The sequence below is a fragment of the Microtetraspora sp. NBRC 13810 genome (assembly GCF_030268685.1).
In the GTDB taxonomy this organism is placed as follows: Bacteria; Actinomycetota; Actinomycetes; order Streptosporangiales; family Streptosporangiaceae; genus BSRQ01.
The window spans coordinates 13,271-34,779 of sequence record NZ_BSRQ01000004.1 but is presented as its reverse complement, the minus strand read 5'-3'; the positions used below and the strand labels follow the sequence as shown (position 1 = coordinate 34,779).

Genomic DNA, 21,509 nt, shown 5'->3' with positions numbered 1-21,509 from the left:
GTCGTGGGCGGGTCAGGTCACGTCGCGTGCGGTCGTCTCGAAGGAGTCGCCGTCGATGCCCCAGGACAGGATGCGCCGGGGCCGGATCAGGATCCACGCGGGCTCGAACGGGAACGGCGCGCCCAGGCGCTCGCCCACCTGCTCGCCGTCCTCGGTGAACGTCTCGGCCCGGCCACGGATCTCGATTCCGCGCGGGGTCCACGGGTCGGTGGCCGCCAGGTCGTCGATGACGAACGACACGTCCGGGTGCCGCCGGGCGTCGCGGAACTTCTTGCTGCCCGCCATGTTCGAACCGGCCACCCCGCCGATCACGATCGCGTCGGCCTCGGCGTCGTAGATGACCCCCACCGGCCTGACCGTCGGCCTGCCGTCGGAGCCGACCGTGGCCAGGCGTCCGAGCTGCTGGCCGGTCAGGTAGGCGACTTCGCCGTCAGTGAATGCGCTCATGGCGCCGAGCCTGCCAAGCGGGACGCCGCCGAGGGAGACCGCGGTGAGACTGGCCCCGGCAGGGCCATGATCTCGGCGAACGGGGGCTTGACGAATAGACTGCCGCTCATGGGAGACAACGAGCTCGGCGCGTTCCTCCGCGCCCGGCGCGAAGCCGTCACGCCCGCCGAGGTCGGGCTTCCCGAAGGGCCGCGCCGCCGTACCCCGGGGCTGCGCCGTGCCGAGCTGGCCACGCTCGCCGGGGTCAGCGTGGAGTACCTCACGCGCCTGGAGCAGGGGCGCGACCGTCGTCCCTCCGGGGCGATCCTCGCCGCGCTCGCCGACGCGCTGGGCCTGTCCGCCGACGAGCGGATCTACCTGCACCGCCTGCTCAAGGCGATGGCCGGCGGCGTCTGCCAGGCGGGCGAGCCGCCGGCCCGCTCGGTGCGCCCCACGGTGCGGGCGCTGCTCGACCGGCTGGAACCGGCTCCGGCGATCGTGTTGAACCAGCTCAGCGAGGTGCTCGCCTGGACGGAGGGGTTCGAACGGCTGGCCGGCCCGGTCGGCCTGCTGGACGCCCGGCCCGTCAATCTGGCCCGGTTCGTGTTCACCGATCCCCGCGCGCGGTCCGCTTTCCCCGACTGGGACCGCGTCGCCGACGAGCGGGCCGCCGACCTGCGGGCCGCGGCGTCCCTCGGCGACCCGCACGCCTCGGTCCTGGCCGAGGAACTGACCGTCACCGCCGGCGCCCGGTTCGGCGACCGGTTCGGGAGCTCGGCCGCTCTCCCGGGGCGCACGGGCCTGGAACGGTGGGCGCATCCGGTGGCCGGAGAGCTGCGGCTGACCTTCGAGAGCCTCGGCCTTCCCGACGCCGACGAGCAGCGCCTGATCGTCTACCTCCCGGCCGACGAGGCCGCCTCGGCCGCCCTGGACCTCCTCACCGCGCAGCGCCGCGGGTCCGTGACCACGCTGGCCGGCTGACTTCCATCCGCCGCCGCTGGGCGACGGCGGCGAGGCGGTGCACCGGCGGCCGGCGGCAAGGACGTGCGGATCTCCGGCGGCGCGGACACCCTGCGGCAGTACCTCGCGGCCGGGCTGGTGGACGAGTTGCACATCCACGTGTCGCCGGTCCTGCTCGGCGACGGGACCCGGTTGTTCGGCCGTACCGGGCTGGGGCACGTCTGGCTGGGGCACGTCTGGCTGGGGCCCGCCGAGGTGGTCGCCTCCCCGGAGGTCACGCATCTCCGGTATCACCTGCGCTGAGCGGCCGAGTCGGTTCCTGGCCAAGAAGTGCGGAAACGGGTTTCGGCACGTCAACGGGCGGCAAATGGTGATGGGAAGGGGGTAACTATGACAAAACGACGCACTGTGCCGGAACTGATGGAAGAGAACGACGTCATCGATCTCCTCATCCACCAGCACAATATGATCAAGGACCTGTTCGACGAGGTGGAACGGGCGTCGATGAGCGAGCGGCCGGAGGCGTTCCGGCGGCTCGTGCGGATGCTCGCCGTACACGAGACGGCCGAGGAGGAGATCGTCCATCCCTACGCCCGGCGCAAGCTGGAGGGCGGCAAGGAGATCGTGGACGACCGGCTGACCGAGGAGAACGAGGCCAAGCAGATGCTTGAGCACATGGACGAATCCGGGGTGAACGACCCCGAGTTCATGTCGAACCTCGCGCACCTGCGCACCTCCGTGCTCGCACACGCCCAGAACGAGGAGCGTTACGAGTTCGCCCAGCTTCGCGAGCACACCAGCGAGGCCGAGCGCCGCACGATGGCGGCGGCGGTGAAGGCGGCCGAGGCGATCGCCCCGACCCATCCGCACCCGGGGGTGGAGTCGGCCACCAAGAACGTGCTGCTGGGCACGCCCGCCGCGATCATGGACAGGGTCCGCGACGGCATCCGCCGCGCCAGGGGCGACAAGTCCTGAGCCGAACGCCGGCCGGTGTCCTCATCTGCCACCCCCGAGCAGATGAGGACACCGGTCAGCGAGCGGACCGCAGACCGTGCCGGTCGGCCCAGCCGGCGACGGCCGCGGCGATCGCGTCCGGCTGGTCCTCCGGCGTGTGGTGACCGGCCGGCCCGTGCCCGGAGATCTCCAGGCCGGCGATGTGGGCCGCGCACCACTCGACGATCTCCGGGCTCATCATCGTCCCGGGGGCGAAGGTGAGCAGCAGCTTGGGCACCTCGGCGCTGGCCGCCAGCCACCTGTCGTAGGACTCGACCCTGGCCACCACGTCGGCGGGCTCCCCGCCCAGCGGCATCGACCGCGCCCACCGCAGCAGCGGCAGCCGGCTCTCCCTGGTCGGGTACGGCCTGCGGTAGACGTCGAGGTCCTCAGGGCTGAGGCCGCCGGCGACCGTGCCCGGCAGTTCCTGCTCGATGAAGGCGTTGTCGTCGAGGATCATGCTCTCCCCGAGTCCGGGTGTCTTGATCGCCCGGAACACCGCCCGGCCGCCCTCGGGGAACTCCTCCCAGGCCATCGGCTTCACGATCGTCTCGGTGAAGGCGACACCGCGCACCCGGCCGGGATGCCGGGCGGCCCAGTCGAAGGCCAGGGCGCCGCCCCAGTCGTGCCCGACCAGCACCACCCCTTCCAGGCCGAGCGCGTCGAACCAGGCGTCCAGGTAGCGGGCGTGGTCGTCGAAGGTGTAGGCGATGTCGGGTTTGCCGGAGTCTCCCATCCCGATCAGGTCGGGGGCGAGCCGCCGGCCCGGGTCGCCGACGGCCGGCATGATGCGCCGCCACAGGTGGGACGACGTCGGGTTGCCGTGCAGGAAGACGATCGGGGTGCCGGTGCCGATCTCCCGGTAGAAGATCGTCGAGTCGAGGACTTGTTGGGTGAGCATGGTGTTTCCCCCTGTTTCGCAGTCAGATGTTGAGGCGCATCACGTGGTCCACCGCGATCTCGACCACCACGCGGCCGGGCGGATCGGGCGGCTGCGACCGGTAGCGCCGGGTGTAGCGGCGTGCCCCCTCGGTCACCCGTGCCGGGTCGCCGGACACCGTGGCGGTCCCTTCGAGGGTGATCCAGCGGAAGCCGGCCGCCTGGCAGAGCGCCACGCGGCTCCCCGGCGCGGCCACCAGGTTGCGGGCCTTGCGCGAGGAGGCGACCGTCATGACCCGGGCCAGCCCCGCGTCGCCGTCCCAGGTGAAACGCACGGCCACCACATGCGGGGAGCCGTCGGGCCGGAGGGTGGTCAGCGTGGCCAGGTGCGGCTCTGCCAGGAACGCCTCCGCCGAGGCGGTTAGGACTGAAACGGCCATCGTGCTCCCGTTCGCCGTGGTCGCGACCGCCGCGGATCGCGGCGACCCGGCGAAGCTAGCATCCTGGGTATAGTAGGTACCTAGAGGAAAGTGGCTATCCCGGAGGGGCGACATGCGCGAGACGATGGCCGGAAAGCCGCCTGAGCAGGCCTGCCCGATCGGCCCGGTGGTCGACATCGTCTTCAGTCGCTGGACCACGCCCATCCTCTGGGCGCTGCACGAGTACGGCCGGCAGCGTTTCGTGGAGCTGGAGCGCCGCATCACCACGATCACCCCCAAGGTCCTCACCCAGCGGCTGCGTCAACTGGAGCGCGACGGGCTCGTCATCCGCACCTACCACCCCGAGGTCCCGCCCCGGGTGGAGTACGAGATCAGCGAGCTGGGCCGCACACTGGCGCCGCTGTTCGCCACCCTCGCCGAGTGGTCGGCCGCCAACCTGGACAAGGTGGAGGCGGCCCGCCTGACCTACGACGACGCCACCCGGCTACCGGCACGCCACTCCTGACCGGACACATCGCCACGGATTCCTGCGGGAGGAGTACGGCGAGGCACCGGCCGCCGCCGGGAGACCTACCGCGAGCGGCGGGGACCGGCCAGGCGGGCGACCGCCAGCCCGGCGAGCACGAGCCCGGCGGCGGCGAGATGGACCGCGGCGAGGCCGGACCGTTGGAGGATCAGCCCGCCCGCGGCCGAACCCACGGCGATGCCGATGTTGAACACCGAGATGTTGGACGCCGCGGCGACACCGCCGTCCTCCCCGGCCCGCACCGCCACCTCGCTCTGCGCCACGGTGCTGAACGCCGCGAAGGCCGCTGCCCAAACCAGGACGACCGGCCAGGTCAGGACCGCGACCCGGCTGACCGCCGGGACCGCGCACAGGCAGCAGGCCACGATCGCCGCCGCTGCGGCGAGGGCACGCCGGGGCGCGCGGTCGGCCGCCACTCCCCCGGCCGCGTTGCCGATGGTGCCCGCGACTCCGCCGCACAGCAGCAGGGCGCCGACCTCGGCCGTGCTCAGGCCGGTCCGCCCGGTCAGCGACACGACGAGATAGGTGAAGGCCGTGTAGTGGCCCGCCGTGACCAGGGCGTTCACGGCGAACGGCAGGCCGTACCGCGCCGGACCGGTCAGCGCCACGGCGGTGGTCACGGCGATCGCCGCGTACGCCGCCGCGGCGGCGCCGGTGAGCGCGCGGGCGGCCAGCAGTTCGGGAAGACGCGGCGCGGCGGCGGTGACCGCGTTGCCCACCGCGAGCGCCGCCAGCGCCGCGGTCAGCCCGGTACGGCGGGGCAGCCGCCCGAGCACGGCGGCCAGCGGCGGCCCGGCCAGCGCGACCGCCACCGCGTACACCGTCACCAGGGAGCCCGTGGCCCCTGGGGACAGCCCCAGGTCGCCGCTGATCGCAGGGAGCAGCCCGACGACGCCCAGCTCGCTGGTGCCCAGCACGAGGGTGCCGAGCGCCAGCACGGACAGGACCACCGGTACACGGTTCATGGCGACTTCCTCCGAGGCATGCGAAGACGCCAACGGCAGCGGCTTCACGGGTTCCTTCGACGGTTGTTGGCTAACCTCTCCCCATGGCCACCACAGCCGACAGCCGCACACCCGCCAGGTTGCGTTCCACGCCCAGCTGGCTCCTCACCCACGTCGCCACGCACGCCAACCGCCTGGTGGGAGAGGCGTTCCATGCCTCCTATCCGCGGCGGTACCACTTCTCCCTGCTCGCGGCGCTGGAGGAGTTCGGGCCCGCCAGCCAGGCCGAGCTCGGGCGGCGCTGCGAGATCGACCGCAGCTACATCGTCGAGACGGTCAACGATCTCGCCGACCGGGATTTCGTCGTCCGCGCCCCGGACCCGGCCGACCGCCGCCGCAACACCATCACGATCACCGAGGCCGGCGTGCGCGAGCTGCACCGGATCGCGCAGCAGCTGGACGTCATCCAGGACGCGCTGCTCGCCCCCCTCACCACCGAGGAGCGCGGCCAGCTGACCGCCCTCCTCGGCCGCCTGCTCGACCACCACGCCCACCAGCGCGAAGAAGGCCCCTCCTGGCCCTGACCCCACCGGCTGCCGCCTGCCGGGGTTGGGCCGGTCAGGCGCCGCCGAAGGCTGGCCGACTGGGTATCAGCGCCAAGCGCTGAGCCGCAGGTCGGGGATCCTGGCGGTCGGTCAGTCCTTTGTCTGCGTCGTCGCTGCGGCGGTCGCTTCGTCGTGTTCGCGCAGCATGCGCAGGACGGTCGCGGCCGAGGGGGGCGACGGAAGGGGTTGCCGATCGGGGCCGGCGCCGACAGCGGGTGCCGGGGTCTTGTCGATCAGGGGCCACCACCCATATAAAGATCATCGATATATGATGATCGAATGAGATCGATGCAGGAACCCACATTCCTGATCCTCACCGCGCTCGTCGCCGGTCCTCAACACGGGTACGGCGTCATCAGCGACGTCGAACAGATCTCCGCGGGCCGGGTACGGTTGCGCGCCGGAACCCTCTACGCCGCCTTCGACCGGCTGCAGGAAGAGGGCCTCATCGTCGAGGATCGCGAGGAGATCGTGGACGGCAGGGTCCGGCGGTACTACAAGCTGACCGATGACGGGGCGACCCGGCTGGCGGCGGAGGCCGAGCGGATGCGCCGTCACGCGCGAGCGGCTTCCGCGCGGCTGCGCGCCGCCGGCCTTGGAGGAATGGCGTGAGCTCCCTCGAAGCCCGATACCGGCGGCTCCTGGCCTGCTATCCCTATGATCACCGCACGCGGCACGAGGAAGACATGATCGGCGTACTGCTGGCCGGTTCACGGCCCGGCCAGACCCGCCCGCACCTCGCAGACATGGCCGATCTGCTGGCAGGCGCGGTTCGCATGCACTACCGGCGGTCCTTCGGCACGGTGTCGGCGCCCGCCTGGCGGGACGCCGTGGCCGTGGGCATGGCGCTGTGGCCTGTTCTCATCCTGACCGACACGCTGGCCCGCCAGGTCCTGTCGCTGGCACAGAGCGGCCCTGGCCTGCTGCACTACTGGATGCAGGAGCCATGGTCGCTCCTGCGCTGGGCCGAACCGATCATCGTCTTCGCCCTGCCCGTGCTCGCGGTCGCGCTCCGCCGCCGGTGGATCGCCACACTGGGCGCGCTTGCTTTCATGCTGTATCTGTCGGACAGCCTGCACTTCACCCTGGCCCTTGGCGAACCGGACAGACTGTTGATGCCGAACGTCGGCCTGCCTCTCCTGTCGCAGGTGGTGGCGGTCGCCGTCGCTTTCACCCGTCCGGCCCGCACCGGGATGTCGCTCGTCTCCCGGCGCACACTCATGCTCTGGATGCCGTTCGGCCTGATCGGGTTGGCCGCCGGCAAGGTCGGCAGGCACGTGCTCGATGCGGCTACCAACCATGAGATCGCACTCTGGAAACCTGTGCCCTGGCTCATCATCATGGCAGCGGCAGCGGGATACGCGGCAGGATCCGCGGTGGGACGGCGCGCGGCACTGCTGCTGTTGCTGCCCGTAGCGGCGCTGGGTGACCTCGGAAAACTCCCTTCCCTGCCCGCCTCCGCGGCCCTTGTGCAGATCGGCTGCGTGCTCGGCGCTTTCGCCATGGGGACGATGCTCGCGCGCCGGCCGGTCGGACGTGATCCTGCCGCTCGTAGGCACTGACCTTGTGATCGATGAACGAGATGCCGGGCTCGTGGACGGTGGCCGGGCGCGATGAAGGACAGCAGTTCCGACGATCTGCCTGCCGCTCACGAGCTGGTAGGTCTTCGACTCTCCGCCCGCCGGCGGCCTGGCTATCCATCACGATTTCCAGCTATCATCGTGATATGGCGATCAATCAGGGCGGTGGGTCGTGTGTCGGCGCCGGCATCGCGGCCGGGCTGCCGCCGGCGGCGGCGCTGTTCCACTCGCTGGCCGACGAGACCCGGCTGCGCATCGTGGCCCGGCTGGCGCGGGGAGAGGCGCGGGTGGTGGATCTGACCGGCGAGCTCGGCCTGGCCCAGTCCACGGTGTCCAAGCACCTGGCGTGCCTGCGTGACTGCGGGCTCATCGACTACCGCGCCGAGGGGCGGCAGTCCTTCTACGCGCTGACCCGGCCCGAGCTGATGGACCTGCTGGGCGCGGCCGAACAGCTGCTGGCCGCCACCGGGCACACCGTCGCGCTGTGCCCGTCCCCTCGCCCGCTTCCCCGTCCGGACGACGTCGAGCCCGCCGCTCTGCCGGCCGAAGGCGGTGTGAGCGTATGACCGCGCTGAACCTGCCCGGCCTCGGGCCCGCCCCGGCCCGGCGTGCCGTACTGCGGCGCCGTATCCGGCTGCTGGTCGGTGCGACCATCGCCTACAACGTGATCGAGGCCGCCGTGGCCATCACCGCCGGGACCATGGCCTCCTCCGCCGCGCTGATCGGCTTCGGCCTGGACTCCATCGTCGAAGTCGCCTCGGCCGCCGCGGTCGCCTGGCAGTTCTCCGCCACCGACCACGAACGCCGGGAGAAGACCGCGCTGCGCGTCATCGCGATCTCGTTCTTCGCACTGGCCGCCTACGTGAGCTTCGACGCCGTACGCGCGCTGCTCGGTACCGGGGAGGCCGAGCATTCCACTCCCGGGCTCATCCTGGCCGCCCTCTCCCTGATGATCATGCCCATCCTGTCGGCCGCCCAGCGCCGCGCCGGCCGCGAACTCGGCTCCGCCTCCGCGGTCGCCGACTCCCGGCAGACGCTACTGTGCACCTATTTGTCCGGCGTGCTGCTGGTGGGCCTGGCGCTCAACAGCCTGTTCGGCTGGTCGTGGGCCGACCCGATCGCCGCCCTGGTCATCGCCGCGGTAGCGGTCAAGGAAGGCCGCGACGCCTGGCGCGGCGACACCTGCTGCACCATCCCCGGCGTCGGCGAACCGGGCACCTCGACCGCGTGTTCGGACGGCTGCTGCACCGCCGACGAGAACGACAAAAGGTGATCGGCCGCCCGATGCCCGCCGCCGCGCGGGTCGCCTACCGGGACCCACCCTCGGGCCAGGGCTTGGGCACGCACACCGAACCTGCCGGGCCCGGCGATCCGCGGGAGTGACCCGGTCAATCGTCGAGCATGGTCAGGTCGAGCCGTTCCAGGCGCTCGGGGTCGGCGAGGACGTCGATCTCGGCGATCATCCCGTCCTTGACGGTGAACCCCATGACCGCCATCGCCCTGCCCTGCGGAGCCGTGACCAGCCCGGCCGCCCCGTTCACCAGCGCCGGACGGCCGAACCGGGCGAACTGCGAGAAGTTCAGCGCCCGCCTGGCCACCGCCCGCGCACCGCGGATCTCCCGCACGGTGCCGTAGTCGGCCCGCAGCACCACGTCCGGGTCGAGCACCGAGACGAGCAGGTCGAAGTCGCCGTCGCGGGCCGCGGCGAGGAAGGCGTCGACGACCTCGCGCTGACGGCCGAGATCGGCCTCGGGCACGGGAGCCGTCCCCCGCACCCGGCGGCGGGCCCGGCTGGCGAGCTGCCGCGTCGCGGCCGGCGTACGGTCCACGATGGGGGCGATCTCCTCGAACGGCATCGCGAACATGTCGTGCAGGACGAACGCGAGCCGTTCGGCGGGGCCCAGCGTCTGCAGGACCACCAGCAGCGCCAGCCCGACCGAGTCGGCCAGCAGCGCCTGGTGCTCGGGGTCCACGCCGTCATGACGGCTGACGATCGGGTCGGGTATGTGCGTGCCCAGCGACTCCTCGCGCCGCGACGTCCGCGAACGCAGCATGTCCAGGCACACCCGTCCGACCACCGTCGTCAGCCACCCGCTCAGGTTCTCCACGGCGGCGGTGTCGGTACGGCTGAGCCGGAGCCACGCCTCCTGCACCGCGTCGTCGGCCTCGCTGAGCGAGCCGAGCATCCGGTAGGCCACCGCTCGCAGGTGCGTCCGGTTCTCCTCGAACCGCTCGGCCAGGAATTCGCTCTCGTTCATCGGTCACATTCTCCCGTCGCGTTCCGTCATAGCCGTGACGTAGCGGAACCGGACAATGTGACAGGGACTCGGCCGTACGTTATGGGCCTCACGCAACGACACCTGGGGAGCGACATATGAAGCTCACGATCTTCGCAGCGACCGGCGGCATCGGCCGGCACCTCCTCGAACAGTCCCTGGCCGCGGGCCACGATGTCACCGCGGTGGTGCGAAACCCTGGCAAACTGCCGCCCACCGCGGCGCGGGTCGTCACGGCCGACCTGGCGGACGCCGAGCCCGCGACGCTCCGGGCGGCGGTCGAGGGGGCCGACGCGGTACTTTCCGGTCTCGGCGCCCGGGTGAAGACCGAGGCCGGGGTCGCCTGGCGCGGCACCCAGGCCATCGTCTCGGCGATGAAGGTGGCCGCCGTGCGGCGCATCGTCGTCGTGAGCGCCGCGCCGATCGGCACGGTCCCCTCGCCCGCCCGGCCGAAGCCGCCGCGGCACGACCCCGGCGACAACTTCGTCATGCGCTACCTGGCCGGCCCCATCATCAAGGCGGCGCTGCGCGAGCACTACGCCGACCTCGCCCGGATGGAGGACGTCCTGCGCGACAGCGGCCTGGACTGGACCGTCGTGCGGCCGCCCCGCCTGACCGACAAGCCGGTGAGCGGCAGCTACCGTACCGCCCTGGGACAGAACCTGCCCGGCGGCATGTTCGCCTCCCGCGCCGACGTCGCCCACTGCATGCTCCGCGCCGTCGGCGAACCCGAAACGATCAAGCACACGGTCGGCCTCGCCAACTGACCCCCTCGACGATCCGGCGTCGGTACCGGGCGGTCAGGGCCCGCCGGCGTGCCTCCGGTCGCCCACATCGACGATCATCAAGGGGGCAGGGAGCGCGAGATGCGCGGCGCCCGACATCGCGCACAGGAACAGCAACGGCATCGGCCACCGGCGCCGCCGGTGCGCCGGCAAGGGTGGATCAGGCGTCGCGCAGCCGGAGCAGGAGGCCGCCGGTCAGCAGTGCCGCGGCGGCCCAGGCGGCGACCACGGCGAGGCCCGCCCCCGGGCTGAGGGGCAGCGGGGTGGTGGACTGGATGGCGAGCCCGGCGTTCAGCGGCGAGACCTGCCACAGCCGCAGTTGCCAGGCGGGATCGGACACCATGAGGATGACGAGCGGGAAGACGTAGAGCAGGCCGAGCACGGTCCCGATGGCCGCCGCGGCATCCCGTACGGCGGCGGCGACGCCGAGGCTGAGCAGGGCGACCAGCACGAGGTAGAGGACCGAGCCGAGGGCGGCGCGCAGCGTCGGCCCGTCGGCCGGTGACAGCGGCGGGAATCCGTGCGCGGGGACGAAGCCGCCGCCGGGCAGGATGAGCCGCCCGGCCAGTACCGACCCGAGCACGGCGACGGTTCCCACGGCCAGCGTCCCACCGGCGAGGACGGCCGCCTTCGCGGACAGCGCGACGGCCCGGCGCGGCATGGCGGTGAACGTGGTGCGGATCATGCCGGTGCCGTACTCGCCGCCGATCGCGAGGACGGCCAGCATGGCGACGGCCGCCTGCCCCAGGTGGACCCCGGTGAGGCTGAGTCTCACCGGGTCCTGGTCGCAGCCGATCGCCGGGCAGGTCACGGCGGCGCTCGCCGCGGCGCTCAGCGCGACCGTCAGCACGACGGTGAGCACGGCGGCGAGCGGCAGCCGACCGGAGCCGGACATGGTGCGGAGTTTCGTCCACTCCGCGTGCAGTTCCCGTTTCACCCGTCCCTCCGGCGCAGCAGCACGACGGCCAGGCCGAGCGCGAGCGCGGTGTACGCGGAGAGCACGGCGAGGCCCGCCCATGGTGCCAGCGGGAAGTAGCCGGCGGCCGGTACGTAGTGGCCGAGCACGTGCGCGTACTCCGGGATGCTCTGCTGGATGGCGAATCCGGCGGCCGGGGTCAGCCGCAGCAGCCACTGCGCCGCGCCGTCGGGCAGGACGGAGGCGGTCGCGAGGATGTAGGGGACGACGATCAGCGCGATGGCGGTGATGACCGCCGCGACGGCGCGCCGGAACAGCGTGCCGAGGGCGAGGGCGAAGACGGCGGCGAGCGCGGCCAGCACCCCGGTGCCGGCGATGACCCGCACTTCGGTGAAGGTGGACACGGGGAGCACGTAGTTGCCGTTGGCCTGCAGGATCGGCCGCCCGGCCAGGACCGCGACCGCGGCGGCGGCCAGTCCGGCGGCGAAGGAGACCGCGCCGATGACGACGGCCTTGGCCGCGAGCGTCCGGCCGCGCCGCGGGTCGGCGAGCAGGGTGGTGCGGATCAGTCCGCGCCGGTACTCGGCGGTCATGGACGTCACCGCCACCACGACCATCACGATCAGCCCGATGAGGACGCCGGTGAGCGGCCGCTCGATGGGCTGGCCGTCCGTCTGCGGGGCGATGTCGCCGTGCCCGGTCACGGTGAACGTGCCGCCGGACTCCTGGACCCCGGTCGCCTGGTGGTGACGTTCCCAGTCGGTGGTGCCGGCGTTGCCCACGTTGCCGCCGCTCCACTCGCCGGGGGCGGTCCCCTGCACGCTGACATGGTCGAAGACGCCGGTGGCCTGGGTGAACCTGGCCTGCTCGATCGTCCCGCCGAGATCGGACCGCTTCACCGTCAGATCACTCGGAGAGGTGACGAAGAACCCGATCCGCACCGTGGCCGCCAGTCCGTCCAGCCGGGCCGTGCCGACCTTCGCCCACTGCCTGCCGTCCGCCGACTCGTACCCGGTGAGCGTGTCCCCGGTGCGGGTGAGCCGCAGCCAGCGCGGGGAGGCCGCCGACACCCGGCCCGGCCGTCCGGCGATGTCGTGCGTGTAGTCGTACTGCATCCGCACGCCGTGCCCGGCGGTGACCATCAGGGCGGCGTACGCCGAGCCGGGCCGGGTGTTCTCCTTGACGATGATCCCGGCCTTCGCCCACGGCACCAGACCGGGGACGATCTTGTCGTGGTCGGGGGGCGGGTAGGTGATGATGCCGGTCAGCGAGGTCAGCCGGACGGTGATGCCGCCTTCCGCGGGAAGCGGCCGGTGCACGAAGAAGAACCCGTCGGTCACCGCCTCGCCGTCCGGCCCGACCGGGGGCGCCGGGCAGGCGACCTCGACCGGCCCCTGACCGCACGTGGAGCGGTTGCCCGACGCGTAGGACAGCCCGAGGGCCACGATGATCAGCGAGGCGGCCGTCATGGCGATGACCCAGCCGCGGACCGTCCGGAACTTCGTCCACTCCGCGCGCACCAGTTGCGCGAAACCGTCCCGCCCGGCCCGCAGGCCCGAGCGGTACACGGTGGCGACGCTCACCGGGCCGCCTCCCGTCCCGTGGCGGCGCGGAACTCCGCCACGTCCCTGGTGAGGTCCATGTGTGCCTCCTCCAGCGTCGCCCGGTGCGCCGCGACCTCGGAGAACGGCACGGCACGCGCGTTGAGGAGTGAGACGACGCGCTCGGCCGCCAGTCCGGAGACGGTGAGCGCGTCGGGGCCGGTGGCGGCCACGGTGGCGCCGGCGCCGGCCAGCGCGGTCATCGCCTCCGCCCGGGCCGGGGTGCGCAGCGCGATCCGGCCGCCGGACGCGGCGGCGATCAGGTCGGCCACGGCGGCGTCCGCGACGACCCGGCCGCGGCCGGCGACCACGAGATGGCCGGCGGTGTCCTGGAGTTCGCTCATCAGATGGCTGGACACCAGGACGGCGCGGCCCTCGGCGGCCAGCGACCGCAGGAATCCGCGCATCCACACGATCCCCTCCGGATCCAGGCCGTTGAACGGCTCGTCGAGCATGAGCACCGGCGGGTCGCCGAGGAGCGCCGCGGCGATCCCGAGCCGCTGCCGCATGCCCAGGGAGAAGCCGCCCGCCCTGCGTCGCGCCGCGCTCCCCAGCCCCACCTGCTCGATCACCTCGCCGACCCGTCCGGCCCCCAGGCCCTGGGAGTGCGCCAGCCACAGCAGGTGATCACGGGCGGTGCGGCTCGGCTGCAGCGCCCCGGCGTCCAGCAGCGCCCCGACGTGGCTGAGCGGGCGCCGCAGGCTCCGGTACGGCCGCCCGCCGACCAGGGCATGGCCCTCGTCGGCCGAGTCCAGGCCGAGGATCACCCGCATCGTCGTCGACTTGCCCGCCCCGTTGGGGCCGACGAAGCCGGTGACCTGCCCCGGCGTCACGGTGAAGGACATCCCGTCCAGCGCCGTGATCTGGCCGAACCGCTTGCGCAGCCCGGCCACTTCGATCGTTGCTTCCATACCGACGCAGACTAGGAAGCGGCGCGGACGCGGTCGTCACGCCGGGGTGCCATCTTCGCCGTCGCTGACACAAGGGACGTCCCATCCCTCACGTGAGGGATGCCAGAACATCCGGCGACCGCGACAATGACCTGCGTGAACCGAGCGTGGGACGGGCGGACGGAGGGCCGTGGCAGAGGGGTCGCCAGGTGGCGACGTGTCACCGCGGCTCGGTACGCGCCCGGGGTCGCCAGGTGGCGACGTGTCACCGCGGCTCGGTACGCGCCCGTCGTGGCGGGGGCGCTGCCGGCGCTGTTCGCGCTGGTGGAGGCGGTCGTCCGCGCGCGGGGGACGCCGCTGCCATACGTGTTCAGGTCCGGTGTGCCGGGCGGGCCGCTCGGCCCGGGCGGGTTCGTGCCGCCGGCCGGGGGCGTCGTGGTGCCCGGTCTGCTGGGCCTGGCCACCACGCTGCCGGTCGCGCTGCTGTGGACGCAGCCGGCTGTGGCCGCCGTGGTCGTCTCCGCGGCGACCCTGCTGTCCCTCACCGCCTTCCAGACGCTGACCGTGGCGGGCGCGGGCGCCCAGCTGATCGCCGGGTACCGGCTCGGCCGGCACGGCTCGCCGGGACTGGCCGTCGGCCTCGCCGTACCGTTCCCCGTGCTGGCGCTGGCCGGTACGGCGGGCGGCGAGACCCGGCTCCTCACCTTGCTGCTGGCCTCGCTCGCCCCGGCCGCGGCCCTGGCCGGGATCGCCCGGCGGGCGCGCCAGGAGGCGGCGGAGACCGCGGCCGCGCGACGGATCGCCGCCGACACCCTGCTGGAGCACACGGCGCGCGGCGAACGCGCCCGCATCGCCCGCGAGTTGCACGACGTCGTCGCGCACCACATCTCCATGGTCGCCGTGCAGGCCGAGACGGCCCGGCTGGCCACGCCGGGGATGCCGGCCGCGGGCGCGGAGCGGCTGTCGGCGATAGGCGACACCGCGCGGGCCGCGCTGACGGAGATGCGCCGGCTGCTCGGCGTGCTGCGCGAGGACGCGCAGACCGGCGCCGCGGGCCCGGCGGAGCGGCGGCCCCAGCCCGGCCTGAGCCTGGCCGAGCTGAACGAGCTGCTCGACGGCTCGCGGGACGCCTCGGGGACGGGCACCCGGCTGATCCTGCGCGGCTCCCCGGTGACGCTCGACCCGGGTGTCGAGCTGGCCGCCTACCGCATCGTGCAGGAGGCGCTCACCAATGCCCGCCGGCACGCGCCGGGCGCCGCCGTCGACGTGGAACTGCACTACACCGGCGACACGCTGCGCCTCCTCGTCCGCGACAACGGGCCCGGCCCGCCCGCGTCGCCCGCCACCGGCCACGGACTGTCCGGCATGCGGGAACGCGCCGCCGCGGTCGGCGGCGAGCTGCGCACCGGCCCGGCCGCGGGCGGCGGCTTCCTCGTCGAGGCCCGCCTGCCCGGGACGAGGGAGAGGGCCGCGTGAACGCCGTCGGGCCCGCGGTGCGGATCGTGGTCGCCGACGACCACCTGGTGGTCCGCACCGGCTTCGCCGAACTGCTCGGCACCCAGCCGGACTTCGCCGTCGTCGGCACCGCCGCCGACGGAGCCGAGGCGGTGCGGCTCGGCCGCGAGCTCTCCCCCGACGTCGTCCTCATGGACGTCCGGATGCCGGGCATGGACGGCATCGAAGCCACCAGGCGGCTGGCCGGCTCCACGTCCTGCGGCCCGCGCGTCCTCATCCTGACCACCTTCGACCTCGACGAGTACGTCTTCGACGCCCTGCGCGCCGGAGCCAGCGGCTTCCTGCTGAAAGACGTCACCGCCGAACGCCTCTTCGACGCGGTGCGCGTCGTCGCCGCCGGCGAGGCGCTCCTGGCCCCGGCGGTCACCCGCCGCCTCATCGACGAGTTCGCCCGGCTGCGTCCCCGGCCGGACGTCTCGGCCGACGCCGCGCTCGCCGCCCTCACCCCCCGGGAGACCCAGGTCCTGCGGCTCATCGCCGAGGGCCTGTCCAACCCGGAGATCGCGACCCGGCTCACGGTCACCGAGGAGACGGTGAAGACGCACGTGAGCCGGGTCCTCGGCAAACTGGGCCTGCGTGACAGAACCCAGGCGGTCGTCACCGCCTACGAGACCGGCCTGGTCGTGCCGCGCTCCCAGGGTTCCCGGTAGAGCAGAACTCGCAGAGACCGGCCGCCGGCGCCTTCTCACCACGGGGGCTGGGAGACGGCCGGTGGTGCTGTCGTCCGGTGGGACTATGCTGTGCGGCGATGACTACCGGGACGGCGTTGCGCCACACACGGATTGGTGACCCGGTGCTCTTCTGAGCGCCGTACGGGCCGGTGCGGGCCCGCCGTTCGACGGATCCTGCGCTGCCGCGCGGGCTCCGCCTCCGTCGTGTTGATCACAGGCTCACATCGACCACGACCGGAGAAGTCATGCCCACCAGGACTCTGCAGATTCCCACCACGGACGGCCAGGCCGACGCTTTCGCCGCCTTCCCCGACGATGACGAACGGCACCCGGGGGTGCTGCTGTACACGGACGCCTTCGGCGTGCGGCCCGTGCTGAAGGAGATGGCCCGCGAACTGGCCGGACACGGGTACTACGTGCTCGTCCCCAACCTCTACTACCGGCACGGCCCGGCACCGGTGATCGAACTCCCCGAGTACATCGGAGAAGAGATCCGGCCCGCGGTCGTCGCCCAGTTGATGCCCTTGCTCAAGGACACCGCCGAACGGGTCCCGCACGACGCCGACGCCTACCTCAGGTTCCTCACCACCCGGTCCGAGGTCAGCGCCGGACCGGTCGCCGTGATCGGCTACTGCATCGGCGCCGCCCTGGCGCTGCGCACCGCAGCGGCCTACCCCGGCCAGGTGGCCGCCGTCGCCGGATTCCACCCGGGCTTCGTGGTGACCGACGCGCCCCACAGCCCGCACCTCCTCATCCCCCAGCTCACCGCCCAAGTCCACCTCGGCCTCTCCGACGACATTCCGTCCGAGGCCATCACCGAGCTCAACCAAGCCCTGGACGCCGCGGGGCTCGGCCACACCACCGAGATCTACCCCGGCACCGTCCACGGCTTCACCATGTCCGACACCGAAGCCTTCAACCCCTCGGCACTACAGCGCCACTGGGACCGTCTGCTCCCCCTCCTCGACCGCACCCTGGCCGACAGCTGAGGCTCCGGCCCGGAAACCGAACCCGACGGTCCCAGCCAGGACGCCGACCGCGAAGTAGCGGCCGGCGTCCGGCAGGCCCGCCCCCCGGCGACGGCCAATGCGCCCAGCACCAGCACACTCCACGCGATGGTCATCCTCAGACCTGCGCCGTTGCACCCGGCCTGTGAGCGGGGCGACGGTCTGCTCGCCTGCAGAAGTAGGCCTTTCGGCAGATGTGGCAGTGGGGTGGTGCCGCCTAGCGTGTGAGGGCATCAGCGGCGCTTGCCGAGAACCCTTGCTGTGAGGATCTCCGATGACCCGGCCAAGACCGGAATCCGCGCGGCGGGCAGAGCGGCGAACACCTCCCCCTGACATCGTGCGCGACGGGACCCGCCCTCGCCGCTCCCGCGGACCGCAACGAGTACGAGCCGGCCGTCAGGCCCAGCACCACTTGCCCGGCAGGGCCGGCGTGATACTGGTCGCTGTGACAAGAGCACCGGCCCTGTGGTCCTTGCCCTTCCGGAGCCCGGCCGCCTCCTGGCGGCGGATCCCGGCCACGGGCCGCGACGCCCTGCTCGCAGGCATCGCGGCGGCCCTCACGCTGCTGGTCTCGGCATTGGAGGGATGGGCACGCGGGTACCCGCCAGAGATCACCGACGCGGGCGCGGTGGCAACGTGGGCGGTCCCGATCTTCGCCGCGTGCGCCCCGCTGGCCGTGCGCCGGCGACTGCCGCTGACCGCGGTCGCCGCCTCGGCGGCGGTGGTGCTGGCGGCAAGCCTGGCGCTCGAAAGCGAGGACGGGATCTGGGTACTGGGCCTGACCGTCGCGTCGGCCGCCTATCATCGCCACCGGCTGCGGTCGGCTCTTCTGGCCGGCTCCATCGCCTGGGCTGCGGCGCTGGGACTTCAGAGCGGGGCCACCCCGGGCCTGGCGGCCGTGTCCGTCTACGCGGTGGCCGGGGCGGCGCCGGTCGCGGCCGGGTACGCCCTGCGGTTGCGGGCCGACCGAGCCGCGCAGGCCCGGCGACTGCAACGCGCCCGGGAGGAGCGGGCGCGTGCGCAGGAGGCGGCGCGGATCGCCCGGGACGTCCACGACATCGTCGGCCACCACCTCAGTGCGATTCGGTTGCAGGCGGTCGGCGCGCGACGGGCGCTGGGCGGTCGCGATGCCGAAGCGGACCGCGCGCTGGACGGGATCGCCGGCCTGTCGGCCGAGGCGCTGGCCGAGATCCGGGCGATGCTGGCGACACTGGTGCGGTCGGACACGGAGAACGAGGTGCAAGGGCCAGGAATCGCCGACCTGGCCACCCTCGCAGCGCGCAGCGGCGGGCCGGAACTGGCGGTCGCCCTCGACATCGACCCATACCTCGACAGCACCCTCAGCGCCGAGACCGAACTCTGTGTCTACCGGATCGTCCAGGAGGCGCTGACCAACACGGCGAGGCATTCCGCGGCCGGCTCGGCCACGGTCAAGGTCCGCGCGGCGGGTGGGCGGATCGCCGTCACCGTCGAGGATCCCGGTCCGCCTCGGGTCCCGCCCGGCCACGACACGGGCCACGGCCGCATGCACAGGGAGGGCCGCGGCCTGGCGGGGATGCGCGAACGCGTGAAGGCGTTCGGCGGACGTTGCCACGCCGGCCCGAACGGGAAAGGCGGCTGGAGGGTACGCGTCGACCTGCCCCCAGGCTCGCCGGACCCGTCGGAGGAATGGCCCATGGCGGCGCGGGCGGGGAAGTCCCGCAGCGGCGAGGCCGCCTCCCAGGCTGCTCTCGTGGACCACCGTCCCGCCTCCCGGGCGACCCGATGATCCGCCTCCTGATCGCCGACGACCAGCATCTCGCCCGGGAGGGCCTGCGACTGCTCCTCAGCGATGATCCCGAGATCGCGTTCCTCGGCGCCGCGCGCGACGGAGCCGAGCTGGTCGACATGGCGCGCGAGCTTCGACCGGATGTGATCCTCACCGACATCCGGATGCCAGGAACCGACGGAATCACCGCGATCCGCCGGTTACTGTCCTGCGCCCCGAACGTGCCCGTCATCGCGCTGACCACGTTCGACACCGACGAGTACCTGTTCGGGGCGCTAGAGGCGGGCGCGGTGGGCTTCCTGCTGAAGGACGGTGACACCGACCTCTACCTCACGGCCGTCCGTGCGGCCCACCGTGGCCAAGGACTGATCGACCCGCAGGTCACGCGCAGGCTGGTGCGTCGCTTCGCCACCCCACCGGTACGGGGCGATGCTCCGGAGCTGACGGTCCGGGAAACGGAGGTCCTCCGCCTGGTCGCGTTGGGCCGGTCCAACGCGGAGATCGCCGGGGAACTGCGCATCGCCGCCGGCACGGTCAAGATCCACGTGTCGCGCGTCCTGTCCAAGATCGGCGTGCGTACCCGTGTCCAAGCCGCGATCCATGCCTACCGCTCAGGATTGGTGTCCTCCGATGAGTAGCGGCGCGGCCCGGTTCTCAGGTGCGCAGCGCCTCACGCCGGAACTCCCGGGGCGGAAAGCCGAACGCGTTGCGGAACGCACGGCTGAACTCGGCCGCCTGGGAGAAGCCCCACTTGGCGGCGATGCTGTGGATGGGAACATCGCGCAGCGCGGGATCGGCCAGGTCGCGGCGGGCGCGGTGGAGACGCTCGGCCCGGACGTAACCCGAGACGGTGGTGTCCTGGTCCTGGAAGAGCCGGTGCAGGTAGCTCGTGGAGATGTTGTGCTCGACGGCGAGCGCACGGGGAGTCAGGTCCGGTTCGCGCAGGTGCTGCTGAATGAACGCCTTGATGCGCAGTGTCAGTGCCTCCCGGTGGGTTGGCACTTTGCAGGAGTCGTCGACTGTCCGGGCGACCAGCGCGGAGATCAGGTCCAGGAGCACCATGCCCAGGCGCGGGCCGTCGGAGGGCCGGTAGGCGTCCGGCGTGCGGGCGAGGTTGGTGACGAAGCCGGCGAGCAGGGCGCCCACTCCCTCGCAGGCCGCAATACGGTTGCCGAGCATCCGATCGATGTGCCCGCCGGGCAGCGGGAGCAAAGATCTCGGGACCGTGACGAGCGCCGTCCGGAAGTCGGTGCCGAGATCTCGTGTCCGGAACTCGCACGCCACCAGTCGCGACATGTCGTGCACGACCAGACTGCCGACACCCGAGGTGGCCTGCCTGTCGTCCCACAGGGCGTTCAGCGTTCCCGCCAGGGGCACCAGGAGTTGGTAGGTCTCGCGGTCCTCGGGCATCGCGGGGTTCTCCGAAGCTCGCCAGAGCCGCAGCGGCTGGAAACTCCTCATCGCCACGCGCAGGGGACCGAACTGCGTCTCACGCTCATAGGAGGCGAGAGCGAGCCCGTGGTCGTCGTCCCCCGCGAAGCCCGTGTCACCGATTTCGTGCCGGCCCCCTGCAATGGCCTCCGCTTGAGGGGCGATCAGGTTGTGCCGTAAGTCGACCTCGTTCACCCTGCCCCTCGCCTCCGGCTCCCGAACCGATCGGCCACGAATGCAACAGCTGACACGGAACGAGCCTATAGCGGTGCCCACCCGGTGAACGAGCGCCACAGGGTGGGCACGGACTGCTAGCCCGCCTTCTTCATCAGTTGAACCAGGCTGGAGAAGCTGTCGGCTGCGTGTCCGGCGTCCATGCCGCGCCGGAACAGGTCCACGACGACGGCGGGAAGTGCGGTGTCGACGCCCGAGTCGGCGATCGTGTGCAGGACGTGCTCAACGCTGGCCAGGCCCATCGCCAGCCGGTCCACGTCGCCGCCGTGCTCGCCGGAGTCGATACGTGCCGCGTAGAACGACAGGAAGTTGGGCATCGACGCCATGGTCTCGGTGGCGTGCGGAAGGATCTCCGCGGCGGTGAGGCCGTGGGCATCGGCCAGGGCGATGGCTTGCCAGTAGCTGAGCATGGACGTCCAGAACATGACCATGCCGATCTGGTAGAACAGTGCGGCCAGCCCGGGGTCCTCGCCCCGGAAGTCCGTGCTGGTCAGGGCTTCGAGGGTGGGCTGGTGCGTCTCAAACGGCTCGCGGGGGCCGCTGTAGAAGGTGTACGACTCGGGTTTTCCGATGCCCGACGGCGGCACGGTGACGCCACCGGTGAGGTGAACCCCGCCATGCTCGACGATCCACCGGGCACCCGCGCGGGTCTTGTCCGGGGTGTCGGAGCTGAGGTTGACCAGCACACGGCCGGAAAGGGCATGCGCTGCCGGTTCCAGCACGGCGTACATCGCCTCGTAGTCGGTGAGACTCAAGATCACCAGTTCGTTGGCCGTCAGCGCCTCCTCGACGCTGCCCGCGAGCACGGCGCCACGCTCGACCAGTGCGTCGGCGCGGGAAGGGGTGCGGTTCCAGACGGTGACCCGGTGGCCCTTGTCGAGGAAGGCGCCGGCCATCGCCTGCCCCATGGGGCCGAGGCCGATGACGGTCACAGGCTGCCTGCTGTTCACGATGGAGACCTCCACGGTGGATGCGCTCAATGACTAAAACGAGCGCTCTATTTAGAGCGCGGGTAGACCGTAGCACATCTCTAAAACGAACGTTCAAACCACTATGCTGAGC

24 protein-coding genes and 1 pseudogene are annotated in these 21,509 nt (G+C 72.3%); 15 read left to right on the top strand and 10 right to left on the bottom strand.

The window, feature by feature from the left end:
- Positions 1 to 12: 12 nt before the first annotated feature.
- Positions 13 to 447, bottom strand: a complete 435-nt coding sequence (locus tag QSK26_RS09760; protein WP_285774711.1) for a PPOX class F420-dependent oxidoreductase — start codon at positions 445 to 447, stop codon at positions 13 to 15.
- 108 nt (positions 448 to 555) lie between these two features.
- Between QSK26_RS09760 and QSK26_RS09755 the strand changes: the two genes are divergently transcribed.
- The 3 genes and pseudogenes from QSK26_RS09755 to QSK26_RS09745 all read left to right on the top strand — a co-directional run bounded on the left by QSK26_RS09755 (position 556) and on the right by QSK26_RS09745 (position 2,361).
- Complete coding sequence (locus tag QSK26_RS09755; protein ID WP_285774710.1) at positions 556 to 1,407, top strand: helix-turn-helix domain-containing protein; 852 nt, start codon at positions 556 to 558, stop codon at positions 1,405 to 1,407.
- A 60-nt stretch (positions 1,408 to 1,467) separates the two neighbouring features.
- Positions 1,468 to 1,689 (top strand): annotated as a pseudogene (locus QSK26_RS09750) (dihydrofolate reductase family protein); the annotation flags it as partial.
- 117 nt (positions 1,690 to 1,806) lie between these two features.
- Positions 1,807 to 2,361, top strand: a complete 555-nt coding sequence (locus QSK26_RS09745) for a hemerythrin domain-containing protein (protein ID WP_285774709.1) — start codon at positions 1,807 to 1,809, stop codon at positions 2,359 to 2,361.
- A 55-nt stretch (positions 2,362 to 2,416) separates the two neighbouring features.
- On the opposite strand, the gene QSK26_RS09740 is transcribed toward QSK26_RS09745, so the two are convergent.
- Positions 2,417 to 3,280, bottom strand: coding sequence for a haloalkane dehalogenase (locus QSK26_RS09740; protein WP_285774708.1), 864 nt, complete (start codon positions 3,278 to 3,280; stop codon positions 2,417 to 2,419).
- 22 nt (positions 3,281 to 3,302) lie between these two features.
- A complete protein-coding gene (locus QSK26_RS09735; RefSeq protein WP_285774707.1) occupies positions 3,303 to 3,698 on the bottom strand; it encodes a pyridoxamine 5'-phosphate oxidase family protein in 396 nt (131 codons plus the stop codon).
- A gap of 112 nt (positions 3,699 to 3,810) precedes the next feature.
- Between QSK26_RS09735 and QSK26_RS09730 the strand changes: the two genes are divergently transcribed.
- Positions 3,811 to 4,203, top strand: coding sequence for a winged helix-turn-helix transcriptional regulator (locus tag QSK26_RS09730; protein ID WP_285774706.1), 393 nt, complete (start codon positions 3,811 to 3,813; stop codon positions 4,201 to 4,203).
- A gap of 65 nt (positions 4,204 to 4,268) precedes the next feature.
- Here the strand turns inward: QSK26_RS09730 and QSK26_RS09725 are convergent, their stop codons facing one another.
- Positions 4,269 to 5,189 (bottom strand): MFS transporter, encoded by a 921-nt coding sequence (locus QSK26_RS09725; protein ID WP_285774705.1) that lies wholly within the window; start codon positions 5,187 to 5,189, stop codon positions 4,269 to 4,271.
- Between the two features lie 83 nt (positions 5,190 to 5,272).
- On the opposite strand from QSK26_RS09725, the gene QSK26_RS09720 reads away from it, so the two are divergent.
- The 5 genes from QSK26_RS09720 to QSK26_RS09700 all read left to right on the top strand — a co-directional run bounded on the left by QSK26_RS09720 (position 5,273) and on the right by QSK26_RS09700 (position 8,626).
- Complete coding sequence (locus tag QSK26_RS09720; protein ID WP_285774704.1) at positions 5,273 to 5,752, top strand: MarR family winged helix-turn-helix transcriptional regulator; 480 nt, start codon at positions 5,273 to 5,275, stop codon at positions 5,750 to 5,752.
- Between the two features lie 309 nt (positions 5,753 to 6,061).
- Positions 6,062 to 6,385 (top strand): PadR family transcriptional regulator, encoded by a 324-nt coding sequence (locus tag QSK26_RS09715; protein WP_285774703.1) that lies wholly within the window; start codon positions 6,062 to 6,064, stop codon positions 6,383 to 6,385.
- On the top strand, positions 6,382 to 7,335 hold the full coding sequence (locus QSK26_RS09710; RefSeq protein ID WP_285774702.1) for a hypothetical protein: 954 nt from the start codon (positions 6,382 to 6,384) through the stop codon (positions 7,333 to 7,335). The genes QSK26_RS09715 and QSK26_RS09710 overlap by 4 nt, the downstream gene beginning before the upstream one ends.
- Before the next feature lie 164 nt (positions 7,336 to 7,499).
- Positions 7,500 to 7,919 carry an ArsR/SmtB family transcription factor gene (locus QSK26_RS09705; protein ID WP_285774701.1) on the top strand — a complete coding sequence of 140 codons (420 nt, stop codon included), beginning with the start codon at positions 7,500 to 7,502 and terminating at the stop codon, positions 7,917 to 7,919.
- Positions 7,916 to 8,626: a cation efflux transmembrane domain-containing protein gene (locus QSK26_RS09700; protein WP_285774700.1), complete on the top strand. Its 711-nt coding sequence runs from the start codon at positions 7,916 to 7,918 to the stop codon at positions 8,624 to 8,626. Before QSK26_RS09705 ends, QSK26_RS09700 begins: the two co-directional genes overlap by 4 nt.
- A gap of 115 nt (positions 8,627 to 8,741) precedes the next feature.
- Here the strand turns inward: QSK26_RS09700 and sigJ are convergent, their stop codons facing one another.
- The gene (gene sigJ, locus QSK26_RS09695; RefSeq protein ID WP_285774699.1) at positions 8,742 to 9,611 is read right to left on the bottom strand and encodes an RNA polymerase sigma factor SigJ; all 870 of its coding nucleotides are present in this window, start codon (positions 9,609 to 9,611) and stop codon (positions 8,742 to 8,744) included.
- A 116-nt stretch (positions 9,612 to 9,727) separates the two neighbouring features.
- Here sigJ and QSK26_RS09690 point away from each other — a divergent pair, with 116 nt between their 5' ends.
- Positions 9,728 to 10,396 carry an NAD(P)-dependent oxidoreductase gene (locus QSK26_RS09690; protein WP_285774698.1) on the top strand — a complete coding sequence of 223 codons (669 nt, stop codon included), beginning with the start codon at positions 9,728 to 9,730 and terminating at the stop codon, positions 10,394 to 10,396.
- A gap of 178 nt (positions 10,397 to 10,574) precedes the next feature.
- On the opposite strand, the gene QSK26_RS09685 is transcribed toward QSK26_RS09690, so the two are convergent.
- Genes QSK26_RS09685 through QSK26_RS09675 form a run of 3 tightly spaced genes read right to left on the bottom strand, consistent with a single transcriptional unit; the run spans position 10,575 to position 13,842 of the window.
- A complete protein-coding gene (locus QSK26_RS09685) occupies positions 10,575 to 11,351 on the bottom strand; it encodes an ABC transporter permease (RefSeq protein ID WP_285774697.1) in 777 nt (258 codons plus the stop codon).
- Positions 11,348 to 12,913: a DUF1349 domain-containing protein gene (locus QSK26_RS09680; RefSeq protein ID WP_285774696.1), complete on the bottom strand. Its 1,566-nt coding sequence runs from the start codon at positions 12,911 to 12,913 to the stop codon at positions 11,348 to 11,350. The genes QSK26_RS09685 and QSK26_RS09680 overlap by 4 nt, the downstream gene beginning before the upstream one ends.
- Positions 12,910 to 13,842: an ATP-binding cassette domain-containing protein gene (locus QSK26_RS09675; protein ID WP_285774695.1), complete on the bottom strand. Its 933-nt coding sequence runs from the start codon at positions 13,840 to 13,842 to the stop codon at positions 12,910 to 12,912. Before QSK26_RS09675 ends, QSK26_RS09680 begins: the two co-directional genes overlap by 4 nt.
- A gap of 135 nt (positions 13,843 to 13,977) precedes the next feature.
- Here QSK26_RS09675 and QSK26_RS09670 point away from each other — a divergent pair, with 135 nt between their 5' ends.
- The 5 genes from QSK26_RS09670 to QSK26_RS09650 all read left to right on the top strand — a co-directional run bounded on the left by QSK26_RS09670 (position 13,978) and on the right by QSK26_RS09650 (position 19,420).
- Positions 13,978 to 15,297, top strand: a complete 1,320-nt coding sequence (locus QSK26_RS09670) for a sensor histidine kinase (protein ID WP_285774694.1) — start codon at positions 13,978 to 13,980, stop codon at positions 15,295 to 15,297.
- Positions 15,294 to 15,986 (top strand): response regulator, encoded by a 693-nt coding sequence (locus QSK26_RS09665; RefSeq protein ID WP_285774693.1) that lies wholly within the window; start codon positions 15,294 to 15,296, stop codon positions 15,984 to 15,986. The genes QSK26_RS09670 and QSK26_RS09665 overlap by 4 nt, the downstream gene beginning before the upstream one ends.
- 266 nt (positions 15,987 to 16,252) lie before the next feature.
- A complete protein-coding gene (locus QSK26_RS09660) occupies positions 16,253 to 16,996 on the top strand; it encodes a dienelactone hydrolase family protein (protein WP_285774692.1) in 744 nt (247 codons plus the stop codon).
- A 463-nt stretch (positions 16,997 to 17,459) separates the two neighbouring features.
- The gene (locus QSK26_RS09655; RefSeq protein ID WP_285774691.1) at positions 17,460 to 18,782 is read left to right on the top strand and encodes a sensor histidine kinase; all 1,323 of its coding nucleotides are present in this window, start codon (positions 17,460 to 17,462) and stop codon (positions 18,780 to 18,782) included.
- Positions 18,779 to 19,420 (top strand): response regulator, encoded by a 642-nt coding sequence (locus QSK26_RS09650; RefSeq protein ID WP_285774690.1) that lies wholly within the window; start codon positions 18,779 to 18,781, stop codon positions 19,418 to 19,420. The genes QSK26_RS09655 and QSK26_RS09650 overlap by 4 nt, the downstream gene beginning before the upstream one ends.
- Before the next feature lie 16 nt (positions 19,421 to 19,436).
- On the opposite strand, the gene QSK26_RS09645 is transcribed toward QSK26_RS09650, so the two are convergent.
- Positions 19,437 to 20,408, bottom strand: coding sequence for a helix-turn-helix domain-containing protein (locus tag QSK26_RS09645; protein ID WP_285774689.1), 972 nt, complete (start codon positions 20,406 to 20,408; stop codon positions 19,437 to 19,439).
- Positions 20,409 to 20,524: 116 nt separating this feature from the next.
- Entirely contained in the window at positions 20,525 to 21,427 is a 903-nt protein-coding gene (locus tag QSK26_RS09640; RefSeq protein WP_285774688.1) for an NAD(P)-dependent oxidoreductase, read from the bottom strand.
- Positions 21,428 to 21,509 lie beyond the last annotated feature (82 nt).

What these genes read in the sequence shown, in the direction of transcription:
- QSK26_RS09650 (WP_285774690.1), top strand. Translation starts at nt 18,779, where the DNA reads ATGATCCGCCTCCTGATCGCCGACGACCAGCATCTCGCCCGGGAGGGC.
- QSK26_RS09690 (WP_285774698.1), top strand. Translation starts at nt 9,728, where the DNA reads ATGAAGCTCACGATCTTCGCAGCGACCGGCGGCATCGGCCGGCACCTC.
- QSK26_RS09755 (WP_285774710.1), top strand. Translation starts at nt 556, where the DNA reads ATGGGAGACAACGAGCTCGGCGCGTTCCTCCGCGCCCGGCGCGAAGCC.
- QSK26_RS09660 (WP_285774692.1), top strand. Translation starts at nt 16,253, where the DNA reads ATGCCCACCAGGACTCTGCAGATTCCCACCACGGACGGCCAGGCCGAC.
- QSK26_RS09720 (WP_285774704.1), top strand. Translation starts at nt 5,273, where the DNA reads ATGGCCACCACAGCCGACAGCCGCACACCCGCCAGGTTGCGTTCCACG.
- QSK26_RS09675 (WP_285774695.1), bottom strand. Translation starts at nt 13,842, where the DNA reads ATGGAAGCAACGATCGAAGTGGCCGGGCTGCGCAAGCGGTTCGGCCAG.
- QSK26_RS09715 (WP_285774703.1), top strand. Translation starts at nt 6,062, where the DNA reads ATGCAGGAACCCACATTCCTGATCCTCACCGCGCTCGTCGCCGGTCCT.
- QSK26_RS09760 (WP_285774711.1), bottom strand. Translation starts at nt 447, where the DNA reads ATGAGCGCATTCACTGACGGCGAAGTCGCCTACCTGACCGGCCAGCAG.
- QSK26_RS09735 (WP_285774707.1), bottom strand. Translation starts at nt 3,698, where the DNA reads ATGGCCGTTTCAGTCCTAACCGCCTCGGCGGAGGCGTTCCTGGCAGAG.
- QSK26_RS09725 (WP_285774705.1), bottom strand. Translation starts at nt 5,189, where the DNA reads ATGAACCGTGTACCGGTGGTCCTGTCCGTGCTGGCGCTCGGCACCCTC.
- QSK26_RS09705 (WP_285774701.1), top strand. Translation starts at nt 7,500, where the DNA reads ATGGCGATCAATCAGGGCGGTGGGTCGTGTGTCGGCGCCGGCATCGCG.
- QSK26_RS09745 (WP_285774709.1), top strand. Translation starts at nt 1,807, where the DNA reads ATGGAAGAGAACGACGTCATCGATCTCCTCATCCACCAGCACAATATG.
- QSK26_RS09730 (WP_285774706.1), top strand. Translation starts at nt 3,811, where the DNA reads ATGCGCGAGACGATGGCCGGAAAGCCGCCTGAGCAGGCCTGCCCGATC.
- QSK26_RS09740 (WP_285774708.1), bottom strand. Translation starts at nt 3,280, where the DNA reads ATGCTCACCCAACAAGTCCTCGACTCGACGATCTTCTACCGGGAGATC.
- QSK26_RS09700 (WP_285774700.1), top strand. Translation starts at nt 7,916, where the DNA reads ATGACCGCGCTGAACCTGCCCGGCCTCGGGCCCGCCCCGGCCCGGCGT.
- sigJ (WP_285774699.1), bottom strand. Translation starts at nt 9,611, where the DNA reads ATGAACGAGAGCGAATTCCTGGCCGAGCGGTTCGAGGAGAACCGGACG.